Consider the following 11,837-nt stretch of genomic DNA (forward strand, 5'->3'; position numbering starts at 1 on the left):
AAGCTGTATATCAAACTCCCTTCGTTTTATAATTACCCACATTCTTTTGTCATACTGTTGAGCTCCCTACTATGAAGTTCTCGATTCGCTTATTTCCTGAAATTACCATTAAAAGTCGTCCTGTACGTAAACGTTTAATTCAGCGTTTGCAAAGTAACTTGCAAAACATGACTCGACGCATCGATGAGCAAATAAAAGTGCGAGGGCATTGGGATAAGCTAGAGGTCGAGTACGTCGGGGCTGATACAGCAGTGACTGCTCAAGTTGTCGATATTCTTTCACGTACACCGGGTATTCATAGTTTTGTTGAAGTAACTGAATACCCTCTAGGTGACTTTCACGATGTGTATGAGAAGGCGCATGCGATCTATGCGGATGAGATTAAAGGGAAGACCTTTAAAGTCCGTGTAAAGCGTTCAGGTAAGCATGAGTTTCGTTCTATTGATGTCGAACGTTATGTCGGTGGCGGTTTAAATCAGCATTCGGAAGCTGCAGGCGTAGATGTTCATAATCCTGATATTTACGTGGATCTAGAGATTCGCAACGACAAGTTGCATGTGGTTACCAATATTTATAAAGGCTTGGGAGGATTCCCATTAGGTACTCAGGAGGCAACGCTTTCGCTGATATCTGGTGGTTTTGATTCTATCGTAGCGAGTTATATGTCGATGAGGCGAGGATGTAAAACTCATTTCTTGTTCTTCAATCTCGGCGGTCATGCGCATGAAATTGGTGTGAAGCAGGTAGCGCTATATTTGTGGCAGCGTTATGGCTCATCTGCGCGAGTTAAGTTTATTTCGATCCCTTTTGATGAAGTGGTAGGTGAGATACTGCAATCTGTGCATCACTCTCATATGGGTGTTGTGCTTAAGCGTATGATGATGCGTGCTGGCGAGAAAGTGTCAGATCGTATGGGTATTGATGCGTTGGTTACAGGTGAAAGTATCGCCCAAGTATCGAGTCAGACACTGCCTAACCTTGCCATTATTGATTCGGTCACAGAGAAGTTGGTTATTAGGCCTCTTGTGACTATGGATAAGCAAGACATTATTGATATTACACGTGAAATTGGCGCCTACGATTTTGCTAAAAATATGCCAGAGTATTGCGGCGTGATTTCTGATCGGCCAACGACTTGCGCGAAGAGAGATCGGGTTGAGAAAGAAGAGCTTGATTTTGATTATGAAGTGCTTGAAAGAGCCCTTGAGCGTCGTCAAGTTATTAGCATCGATGAGATTATTGAAGACGTTAATGTGCATGCAGAAGTAGAGGCGTTGACCAAGGTTGGTGCTAACCAAGTGGTAGTTGATATTCGAGCTCCGCATGAGCAAGAGAAAAAACCGCTCAATCTACCTGGTTGTGAGATACAGCTGGTCCCATTTTTTACGCTGGGGGCCGCAGCGGATGAGTTTTCTGAAGAGAAGGAATATCTCTTGTATTGTGAGAAAGGCGTGATGAGTCAAATGCACGCCCACCAAATGCAGGAGAGAGGCTTTAGTAATGTAAAAGTTTATCGTCCTGAAGGCGCTGAAAAGAAATAATTTCGTAGAGTATGGATCAAAGGTTGTAATTTTTTTGATTCATACCCTTCTTTGATCGAAAAAAACGTACATATTATTGCCTGAAATGGACTTTTCGGGTTTAATTGTGGTCCATTTGCAACCAGTACATTCGCTAAAAAATATTTGCTCTAGGGTAAATGGGCCAAAAGCCATTTTTTAGCGTATGGGTTTCGATAAGTACAGGAGCATCCATTAGATGGATAATTTGCTATCAGACGGCCTTGAATTAATGGTCTTTGGTATGGGCTTCGTAGCTGTATTTCTGACAGTGTTGGTATTTGCTACTACAGGAATGTCGGCTGTTGTTGGAAAGTATTTCCCAGAAGAACCTGCTCAGCCAAAAGCAAAGAAAAAAGCTGCACCTGCAGCGGATAACGACGATGAACTTGTTGCTGTGATGACAGCTGCTGTTCATAAATACCGTTCATAAACAAGAACGGATAAATAAAGAATAATCTGCATTAATCGACAGAAGGCCATTACCCATGACCGACGCAAAGAAACCGCTTGGCATAACAGACGTAGTTCTACGTGACGCGCACCAGTCGCTATTCGCTACCCGTATGCGAGTTGAAGACATGCTGCCGATCGCGGAAAAGCTGGATAAAGTAGGCTTTTGGTCCCTAGAAAGCTGGGGCGGCGCAACATTTGACTCATGTATTCGTTTTATCGGAGAAGATCCGTGGGAACGTATCCGTCTGCTTAAGCAGGCAATGCCAAACACTAAGCAGCAGATGCTACTGCGTGGACAGAACCTATTAGGTTACCGTCACTATGCAGATGATGTTGTTAACAAATTCGTAGAACGTGCTGCAAAGAATGGGGTGGACGTATTCCGTATCTTTGATGCGATGAATGATCCTCGTAACCTAGAAACTGCAATTCAAGCAGTGAAGGCAACTGGCAAGCACGCTCAAGGTACTCTTTCTTTCACGAAAAGTGCTGTTCATACCACAGATATGTGGGTTGAATATGCTAAAACATTGGAAGATAAAGGCGCTGATTCTATCGCGATCAAAGATATGTCTGGTATCTTGACGCCATATGACGCATTTGATCTTGTATCTCGCTTGAAAGCACAGACTGATCTTGAAGTACAGTTGCATGCACACGCGACTTCAGGTCTATCTGATATGACGATTCTGAAAGCAGTTGAAGCGGGTATTGACCGTGTAGATACAGCTATCTCGTCTATGTCGATGACATATGGACATACAGCGACTGAATCTGTTGTTGCTGCATTGGCTGGCACTGACCGTGATACAGGTCTAGATCTTCTTCAGCTTGAAGAGATTGCTGCCTACTTCCGTGAAGTTCGTAAGAAGTATGCTAAATTTGAAGGTTCTTTACGCGGTACTGATTCTCGTATCTTGGTAGCTCAGGTTCCTGGCGGCATGTTAACAAACATGGAAGGCCAGCTTAAAGAACAGGGCGCTGCTGATAAATTTGACGAAGTTTTAGCTGAGATCCCACGTGTTCGTGAAGATCTAGGTTGGATCCCTCTTGTGACACCAACATCACAAATTGTTGGTACGCAGGCGGTTATCAATGTCCTAATGGGCGAGCGATACAAAACGATCTCTAAAGAAGTTCAAGGTATCCTCAAGGGTGAATACGGTGCGGCTCCTTCAGCTTACAATGCTGAATTGCAAGCACGAGTATTAGATGGTGGTGAGGCGATTACTTGCCGTCCAGCTGATCTTCTAGAGCCTGAAATGGATAAGCTTGTTGCTGAGTTAAAAGACCTAGCAGCAGAAAAAGGTGTTGAGTTAACAAAAGGTGAGAACGAAATTGATGACGTTCTTACATATGCGTTGTTCCCTCAGATTGGCCTTAAATTCCTTGAAAACCGTAACAATCCTGATGCATTTGAACCTGCACCTACATTAGAGGACGCACTAGCGATGTCTGCACCGAAGAAATCTGGACCAGAAGTTTACACAATCACAGTTAACGGTCAGAACTACGTTGTACAAGTTACTGAAGGCGGTGATATCTCTGCTGTAGCACCAGCTGCATCTGCGGCTCCTGCAGCTGCGCCTGCACCAGCGGGTGAAGGTGAAGATGTGCCAGCACCGTTGGCGGGCAACATTTGGAAAGTTGAAGTATCTCCAGGTGAAGCTGTTCAAGAAGGTGATGTGCTTGTCATTCTTGAAGCGATGAAGATGGAAACTGAAGTGCGTGCATCTCGTGCTGGCACCGTTGTTTCTGTTGATGTGAATGAAGGTGACGCTGTTCAGGTTGGCGACACTCTGCTGACTCTGGCATAAGGTACTGCTCGATGGAAAAGCTAATCGAACTGTTTTTAGCCTCTGGTGCCTACAACATCAGTGGCGGTCAGATCGTAATGATTTTTGTTGGCCTGTTGCTTTTGTTCCTGGCGATCAAAAAGAATTTCGAACCGCTGCTGCTTGTGCCGATTGGTTTCGGCGGCATTTTGGCAAACATTCCTGAAGCGGGTCTTGCGTACTCTGCTGTTGAGAATGCAGCGCATTTTGCCGTTCCTGAGGTTATGAATAGCCTTGCGGCTGCGCTGAATATTACCAGCACTGATCCGAAAGAGATTATTAACGCTTACCACAATTCGTCTGCTGCTGAGCATCAGGCTGCTATAAACGCGGCTCTTGATGGTGGTTATGCAAATGGTATGTTGTATAACTTTTACAGCGTAGCGATTGGCTCAACGGCTGCACCTTTGTTGATATTCATGGGTGTTGGTGCGATGACCGATTTCGGACCGTTACTGGCTAACCCTAGAACTTTGTTCTTAGGTGCAGCGGCTCAGTTTGGTATTTTTGCTACTGTATTGGGTGCTGTAGGTCTTAGCTCTATCGGAGTGATGGACTTTAATATCCAAGAAGCAGCGGCAATTGGTATCATCGGTGGTGCTGATGGCCCAACCGCTATTTACGTTACTAGCTTGCTTGCTCCTCATCTATTGGGTGCGATTGCTGTAGCTGCATACTCTTATATGGCTCTTGTGCCTCTGATTCAACCGCCAATCATGCGTGCGTTGACTACAGATGCTGAGCGTAAGATTAAGATGCATCAGCTACGCCATGTAACTAAGTTAGAGAAGGTTCTGTTTCCGATCGTATTGTTGATTCTGGTTGCTCTATTGCTTCCTGATGCGGCACCTCTTTTGGGTATGTTCTGCTTCGGTAACTTGATGCGTGAATGTGGTGTGGTTGATCGTTTGAGTGATACTGCTCAGAATGCACTTATCAACATCGTAACCATCTTCCTAGGTCTTTCTGTTGGCTCTAAACTGTCAGCTGATAAGTTCTTGGATCTTCAGACTCTAGGTATCATGTCTCTAGGTATCGTTGCATTCTGTATTGGTACTGCAGCGGGTATCTTGATGGCTAAGCTGATGAACAAGATGATGGGTGGTAATGCTATTAACCCGCTTATCGGTTCAGCTGGTGTATCAGCGGTTCCAATGGCTGCTCGTGTATCGAATAAGATTGGTCTTGAGTACAACGCTCAAAACTTCTTGCTTATGCATGCAATGGGTCCAAACGTAGCCGGTGTAATCGGTTCTGCGATTGCGGCTGGTGTAATGATCAAGTTCGTAAGCGGATAGACACTTCTTGCAAATAAAAAGGCTGCCAATAGGCAGCCTTTTTTGTTTCTAGTGACTGTGGTTTAGTGACCGGCTAATACTTCTAGATGTGCCTGAACACTGAAAGCTAAAGAGATAGGGTTGTAACCTCCTTCAAGGACAGAGACAACACGGTTTTGGCTATAGGTTCTGGCAGCATCCATTAGTAATTGAGTGACCCAACGATAGTCTTCCTCGTTTAGTTTAATATCAGCCATTGGATCTTCGTGGTGAGCGTCAAAACCGGCTGAGATAATAATCATGTCTGGTTTGTGAGCTTGTATAGCTGGAAGCCAACGAGATTCAACCAGCTTTCTAAATACCATACCATCGCTATGGGCTTCCATAGGGCAGTTAACAATATTATCTCGTAAAATATCGCTATAACGTTCAGGGTAAAATGGATGCTGAAATGTTGAGCATACTAATACTTCCGGTTTGTCTTTAAATATATCAACTGTGCCGTTACCGTGGTGCACATCGAAGTCAAAGATTGCTACACGCTCAATTCCGGGTTGTTGAAGTGCGTGCATGGCTGCAATTGCGGCATTGTTATAGAAACAGAACCCCATTGGGTTGTTGTGTTCAGCATGATGCCCTGGGGGGCGTGTCGCACAGAAGGCATTATCTGATTTGCCTGAATATACCCGGTTAACAGCCATAACTGCGGAACCGGCGGCTAAGCTGGCTGCATGGAGTGAATCAGGGCATAAAGCTGTATCTTCGTCTGTATATACAACCCCGTGCTCAGGTAGCTTCATCTCCAGTCGCTTTTGATGTAGCTGAGCATGTGCGAGTTGTATCTGTTCGGGTAATACATGAACAGATTGGATTCGCTCCAGTTCCTGCATTAGGCCGGTTTTTTCCAGAACTTTTCCGATAGCAACTAGACGGATTGGACTTTCTGGATGTTCAGGCCCCATATTATGTAGGCCACAGTCATCATGTGTAATAAATGCAGTAGTCATAGGTGTCTGTTTTTATATAGTTATTGTTAAAATTAGTGTAACCGAAATCCATTATTCAGGATCTCATCATATTGTCTCAATACCCTCAGGTTACGCTGACTCAGTTAGTTTTTTCTTGATCTGGGTCATTCGTGTTTCAATGCTATAAATATAGGATGTTAAGTACAGCATAGAACTGTCTTAGCACTAAGCGCATCACCCTGCACTTAGTGCTTTTTTTTTGTTTGAAGGAAATGCTTTAGTCTTTAGTGCTCCGCTTTTATACTGCATGTAATAGGAAGGGATATTGCGGATGGCTGAGTGGTTAAAATAGATTATTCTGATAAACAAGTGTTGCTGATCGAGAGTAGTGGCAACATGCGTTCTATAATCTTCTACATGCTAAGAAGCTTAGGGGTGATGAACCTAAAAGCGATTACGATAAATAATCGCGTTCTAGCAGAGATATCAGAGAATAATTATGACGTTATCCTTCTCGGTCACAATGTGAATGATAACGTGACCGGGATTCAGTTACTTGAAGAGTGTCGGTATCGCGGTTATATAAAATCCAGCGCTTGTTGGGTTTTTATGACCAGTGATGCGTCTCAAGAAGTTATCCTGCATGCTATCGATAGTCGTCCTGACGAACTTATTATGAAACCCTTTTCAGTGGAAGAGCTAAAGCACCGCTTGGATGCTCTTCTATATCGGAAATCAATTTTCAAGCCTGTTGATGATGCGCTTGAGGTTGGAGATTATCCCACTGCGATTGGCTACTGCAAAAATAACTTTTCTAGTTATGATCCCGAATATGATGAAGCGCAATTGATTTTAGCCCGTTTGCTAAATCAGTTTGGTAAGCCTAAAGAGGCAGCAAGTGTTGCTGAGAAGCAGTATTGGAAATCTCATGACAAAGAGGCTGGCCTTAATTGGGCGCAATCCCTCCTCGCATTAAATCGTATTAAGGAGGGGCAGGCTTTGCTTAATGAGTTGATTGAAGAGTATCCACTTTTTATAGCGGCATATGATCTCTTAAGTGCGAGTCATGAGAAGAATGGCGATTTAGAACAGGCCTGTGAGACGGTTAGCGAAGCTGCTCAGAAAGCGCCCCTGGGGATACCTAGGCAGATGGAGTTGGGGCGGCTCGCAACCCAGACAAAGAAATTGGAGCTTGCGGGTGGCGCTTATAAAAAGTCTATTGTTTTGGGGAGACGTAGTTGTTATCACTCTCCGGAACCTTACCTCCGCTTAGCGAACGTTAAAAGGTTAGAGCTTGCTAATTCCGAAGGCGCTGTAGCGACTGAACTGATCAACGATTTTGAGCAAACAATGACTCAGGCTTCAAGAGCTTTTCCTGAAGACCGTTCGTTACAAGTTAAAGCGGGTTTGCTCAAAAGTGAAATGTATAGTGCTCTTGGTGATACTGATGAAGCGAATAAATGCACGCGTGAAGCCCAGAGAGCTAATGCTGAGTTAGAAGTGCCTCTGGATTTGGATAGAGAACTCTTGAAGGTTACTGGTGACGCGGTTCCAATCCTTGAGCCTGTGAAAGCTAAAAGTATTATACCTCCTAGTAAAAAGCATGATCCTGAGATGAGCTACAAAGTGAATCGTTTAGGGGTGAAGCACTATCTATCTGGGAAAATGCCTCAGGCGCTTAAGTACTTTGGCTTAGCCACCGAATATGACACAAGTAATGCTAGTGCATTACTTAATTTGGCCCAGCTATTTCTTGAATCTGCCCGAGATAGTGAAGAAAAGCGAGCTGAGCGTTTAAAAATGGTAGGTCGCTATTTAAAGCTTGCTGAAAAGCTAGCGGATGATGGGGCTGAAAAAGATAAGCAGCAACAGTTGGTAACTTATTTGAAGCACAATGTTGCCCTTTTACCGCAGGGGTCTCTGGGTAATTTATTGCGATAGCCGCTTCGAGCGTAAAATGGTGTCCCAGAGAGGATTCGAACCCCTGGCCTGTCCCTTAGGAGGGGACCGCTCTATCCAGCTGAGCTACTGGGACTGATAGGTTGGTAAAGTCGATGTGGCACGGATTTTAGCCTTAATTACTAGTTGAGTCACTAACTTGTTGGTAGGTTATTATCGTGATTGCTTATTACGCCTTACCGATTCGGCTTTGTGCTTTATAGAGCCCAGAACCGCCGCTTTTATTATAGAGCTGGTCCTGTTTTTTATGGCCACGAACAATGGCTAGAAGCTGTGTGACATTTTGCTGGTTTCTATAGATCGCCTGTTCATTGCGTTTGTTCTTCTGTTGCAGCTCCTTAAGGAATTGCTTAATGACTGCGTAGTTCTCAGATGCTGCTTTACTGCCTTGGGAGTCGACTTTTGGTGCTTCGGGAAGTGAGTATTGGTCTGAAGTTATATCATGCCCAAATGACTTAAGAAGCTCTACCCGCTCCAATGTGAAGTTATGGAACTTATTGAGCAGTGACATTTTTTCCTGAGTTGTATCGCTTAGTTTATCTAAGTCTTTACTACTGAGGGCTTCTAGTTCTTTGTCGTAGATTGATGTTAAAGATTCTAAAAGCAAAATACCCTGCTTTAGCAGGGTATTAAGTTCTAATAATTGTTCTTCAGTCATGTCTTAACTTTAAAGTAGGTTGTCAAAATTTAGCATCTTTTCGGCAACGCGCTCTGCATTGACCTGATAGCTGCCGCTTTCTATTTCCTGTTTTAGGCGTTCGACACGCGCGCTGTCCACATCAGGTGTTTCTGCCAGTAATTTGTCTGCATTCTGCAGTATCTGTGCTGCATTGCTGATATTTACTGTATCACCCTTATTGGACGGGGACTGCTGTGCAGAAGTATCACCACCAGATTTGGTAGCGTTACCCTGTTCGCTTGTCCGTGCACGAGAACTTGCCGTCTGCGAAGATGACAGGCCCGTGAGATCATTAATCATTTATCCGTCCTCAATTTTGTATCTGAACCTACTTATCGGCGGCTATTTCGAGAACTTTAAGAAAAAAGTGAAATTTCTTAAATAATTTTTTTCAGTATAGCAGTTGCTTTATAAGCAAGCTATCTTAAGGGCTTTTTCAGGGGGCGCGAACTAATCCAGGCTCTATGACTCTCGCTTTTACTGTGATGCCTGAACGGTCATTTCTTACTTTAATTTGTTCGCCTAAGGTACCATCTTCTAGAGCTGTTCCTGATGTTCTGATCGATACACCGTTGCGTTTAGCTTCTATAATGACAGCGTTACCCTTTGATATAGTTAATGGTGCTTTTAACATAGGGGCAGTTATTATTGTATTTGCAGCTATACTTCTTTTAGTAATCCAGCCGGTTATATCGTTTGAGTTAGTGAAGTAAGCGGAACGAAGAGAGGTTATATCAACTTCTTGTATTAGAGTGTTTTTCTCGCTGAGATATGTTTTTCGCGGTAAGCTTGTTCTGCTTACAACAGCTAAACCAAATTGTTTAACTTCAGCGGCAATGAAGAGCTGCCAAAGGGGTGATTGGCAGCGTGCTCTGAACGTTATTCGGCTGCCATTACCTTTGGGTGTTTGAAAATCAAATGGCACAAGGCAGGTTTTTAGTTTGATTTTTCTGCTAATCGGGTTAAGTTTGATCTCAATGCGCGCATCGGGGCTCGTTTTTTTGTAATGTTCTTGCAAATATAGCGATGCTGCTTGTTCAAGCTTTTCGGCTTCACTCTCTGCAAAAATATGCACTGGAGCTAAAAGAAAAGTGGTTAGTACGAAAAGTCGTGTTAAATTATAAGTATTCACGTTGTTGTCACTAACATTATGTGATGGCGTGCAAAAATAGAATTGATTTAATCTCTACGGGATTGGTAGATCATGTCAGGTATCCTAGATAGTGTAAACCTACGTACTCAGATGGTGGGCCAGAATAGGCTCGAATTGTTATTGTTCGCCTTAGAAAGCGATCAGCAGTATGGCATTAACGTTTTTAAAGTACGTGAAGTCCTGCAATGTCCATTGCTTACAGAAGTTCCTCGGCAAACTTCAGCTATAAAAGGTATGGCTCATATCCGAGGCGAGACCATTCCTGTGCTGGATCTATCGGAAGCTGTTGGTCGAGATTCTGTACCGAAGGATCAACGTCAGGAATGCTTTTTGATTGTGGCGGAGTATAACCGTCGAACCTTGGCTTTTTTGGTTCGTAAAGTTGATAGAATTTTGAATACTCAGTGGGACCAGATTATGGCTCCTCCAACGGAAATAGGGGTGGAGAATTATCTTACCGCTATCTTTGAGTATGAAGGTAAACTGATTGAGATTCTTGACGTAGAGCAGATTCTTGCTGATCTATATCCTATGCCGACAGAAGTAAGTAAAGATGTCGCTGATGATACAGTACGTGAAAAAGCCAAAGATTATCAGATACTTATTACCGATGACTCCTCTGTTGCTCGTAATCAGATGCAGCGTAGCTTGGAAGGTTTAGGTATTAAGGTTACCTCCTGCAATAACGGTCGTATGGCTTGGGATCTGTTATGTGACATGGCTGATCGAGGGGTTGATGTTACAACAAACTTTCTAATGGTTATTTCAGATATCGAGATGCCCGAGATGGATGGTTATACCCTGACCTCTATGATACGTGGTGATGAGCGTATGAAGGGTATGCATGTAGTCTTGCATACATCCTTGTCAGGTGGATTTAACGTGTCTATGGTTAAAAAAGTAGGCGCAGATGGCTTCCTAGCGAAGTTTAATCCAGATGATTTGGCAACGGCTGTTGTTCAACGTATAAATCAAGTTGAAAATAATTAGGGGTATCTACTCTTTATGAGTATTACTGGCCGGTCTAGTTTTACGATCACCGATTCTGATTTTGAATTGTTTAGTCGGTTCTTAGAAGAAAATAGTGGTATTTTGCTAGCTAAACACAAGCAGTATTTGGTTCAAAGTCGGTTAGGTAAAATTGTACAAGAGCAGAACTGCCCTGGGTTGAAAGAGTTAATTACCAAACTGCAGAGTCCCGCTTCAAAACGTCTGCGCGAGCAGGTCATTGATGCAATGACAACTAACGAAACCTTATGGTTTCGTGATGTTCATCCATTTGATATTTTGAGGGATCGAATTTTACCTGAAGTAGTGGGTAATGTTGGGGGCTCTAAAGTTAGAATATGGTCAGCGGCGTGTTCTACTGGCCAAGAGCCTTATTCCATCAGTATGACAATTGATGAGTTTAAGAAGAAAACACCAGGAAAACTTTCCTCTGAAGAGATTGTTGCAACGGATATTTCTACTCAGGTTCTAGCTCAGGCTAAGCGTGGTGAGTATGAAATGCTGGCTATTGGCAGGGGGTTATCCCAGGAGCGTTTGACACAGCATTTTCGTGAAACACCAGGTGGTGGGTGGGCTGTTAAGCCTGACATCAAATCACGCGTTCGTTTTCAGAGTATAAATCTACTTGGTCAATATTCCTCAATGGGTAAATTTGACATTATCTTTTGCCGAAATGTACTTATCTATTTCTCGAGCGAGAAAAAAACTGAAATTCTGACCAAAATGCATGGAGTGTTGAAACCAGGAGGTTATCTCATTTTAGGCGCTTCTGAATTTTTGTCAGGTCTATCGGATAAGTATCAAATGATTCACTGCCGGCCAGGTATTATTTATCAGGCGATTTAAAGAGTTGTAACGTACTCTTCTTTGCAGACTCATTTTTAAGAAAGCTGTTGTTTATGGACAACGGCTTTTTTATTTTCCGCTTTCCGCTTTCCGCTTT

At 43.4% G+C, this 11,837-nt stretch carries 11 protein-coding genes and 1 tRNA gene; 7 read left to right on the plus strand and 5 right to left on the minus strand.

What is annotated here, in order from left to right:
• Nucleotides 1-71: 71 nt before the first annotated feature.
• From thiI to B4K11_RS00210, 4 genes are all read left to right on the plus strand, one after another.
• Nucleotides 72-1,541: a tRNA uracil 4-sulfurtransferase ThiI gene (gene thiI / locus B4K11_RS00195; RefSeq protein WP_292954617.1), complete on the plus strand. Its 1,470-nt coding sequence runs from the start codon at nucleotides 72-74 to the stop codon at nucleotides 1,539-1,541.
• Nucleotides 1,542-1,758: 217 nt separating this feature from the next.
• Entirely contained in the window at nucleotides 1,759-1,992 is a 234-nt protein-coding gene (locus B4K11_RS00200) for an OadG family protein (RefSeq protein ID WP_292954620.1), read from the plus strand.
• A gap of 55 nt (nucleotides 1,993-2,047) precedes the next feature.
• Nucleotides 2,048-3,832, plus strand: a complete 1,785-nt coding sequence (gene oadA, locus B4K11_RS00205; RefSeq protein ID WP_292954623.1) for a sodium-extruding oxaloacetate decarboxylase subunit alpha — start codon at nucleotides 2,048-2,050, stop codon at nucleotides 3,830-3,832.
• Nucleotides 3,833-3,843: 11 nt separating this feature from the next.
• Nucleotides 3,844-5,148 carry a sodium ion-translocating decarboxylase subunit beta gene (locus tag B4K11_RS00210; protein ID WP_292954626.1) on the plus strand — a complete coding sequence of 435 codons (1,305 nt, stop codon included), beginning with the start codon at nucleotides 3,844-3,846 and terminating at the stop codon, nucleotides 5,146-5,148.
• A gap of 62 nt (nucleotides 5,149-5,210) precedes the next feature.
• On the opposite strand, the gene B4K11_RS00215 is transcribed toward B4K11_RS00210, so the two are convergent.
• Nucleotides 5,211-6,134 carry a histone deacetylase family protein gene (locus B4K11_RS00215; protein ID WP_292954629.1) on the minus strand — a complete coding sequence of 308 codons (924 nt, stop codon included), beginning with the start codon at nucleotides 6,132-6,134 and terminating at the stop codon, nucleotides 5,211-5,213.
• A 300-nt stretch (nucleotides 6,135-6,434) separates the two neighbouring features.
• Between B4K11_RS00215 and B4K11_RS00220 the strand changes: the two genes are divergently transcribed.
• Nucleotides 6,435-8,036 (plus strand): tetratricopeptide repeat protein, encoded by a 1,602-nt coding sequence (locus B4K11_RS00220; protein WP_292954632.1) that lies wholly within the window; start codon nucleotides 6,435-6,437, stop codon nucleotides 8,034-8,036.
• 17 nt (nucleotides 8,037-8,053) lie between these two features.
• On the opposite strand, the gene B4K11_RS00225 is transcribed toward B4K11_RS00220, so the two are convergent.
• The 4 genes from B4K11_RS00225 to flgA form a co-directional block, all read right to left on the minus strand.
• Nucleotides 8,054-8,130, minus strand: a tRNA-Arg gene (locus B4K11_RS00225).
• A gap of 93 nt (nucleotides 8,131-8,223) precedes the next feature.
• Nucleotides 8,224-8,712 carry a flagella synthesis protein FlgN gene (locus B4K11_RS00230; protein ID WP_292954635.1) on the minus strand — a complete coding sequence of 163 codons (489 nt, stop codon included), beginning with the start codon at nucleotides 8,710-8,712 and terminating at the stop codon, nucleotides 8,224-8,226.
• A 9-nt stretch (nucleotides 8,713-8,721) separates the two neighbouring features.
• On the minus strand, nucleotides 8,722-9,033 hold the full coding sequence (flgM, locus tag B4K11_RS00235; protein ID WP_292954638.1) for a flagellar biosynthesis anti-sigma factor FlgM: 312 nt from the start codon (nucleotides 9,031-9,033) through the stop codon (nucleotides 8,722-8,724).
• 136 nt (nucleotides 9,034-9,169) lie between these two features.
• Nucleotides 9,170-9,865: a flagellar basal body P-ring formation chaperone FlgA gene (gene flgA / locus B4K11_RS00240; RefSeq protein ID WP_292954641.1), complete on the minus strand. Its 696-nt coding sequence runs from the start codon at nucleotides 9,863-9,865 to the stop codon at nucleotides 9,170-9,172.
• A 72-nt stretch (nucleotides 9,866-9,937) separates the two neighbouring features.
• Here flgA and B4K11_RS00245 point away from each other — a divergent pair, with 72 nt between their 5' ends.
• Both B4K11_RS00245 and B4K11_RS00250 read left to right on the plus strand, forming a co-directional pair.
• Entirely contained in the window at nucleotides 9,938-10,876 is a 939-nt protein-coding gene (locus B4K11_RS00245; protein WP_292954644.1) for a chemotaxis protein, read from the plus strand.
• A gap of 15 nt (nucleotides 10,877-10,891) precedes the next feature.
• Nucleotides 10,892-11,740 (plus strand): CheR family methyltransferase, encoded by an 849-nt coding sequence (locus B4K11_RS00250; RefSeq protein WP_292954647.1) that lies wholly within the window; start codon nucleotides 10,892-10,894, stop codon nucleotides 11,738-11,740.
• The last annotated feature ends 97 nt before the right edge of the window (nucleotides 11,741-11,837 follow it).

This window comes from Neptuniibacter sp. UBA6509 (assembly GCA_002435145.1).
Lineage (GTDB): Bacteria > Pseudomonadota > Gammaproteobacteria > Pseudomonadales > Balneatricaceae > Neptuniibacter.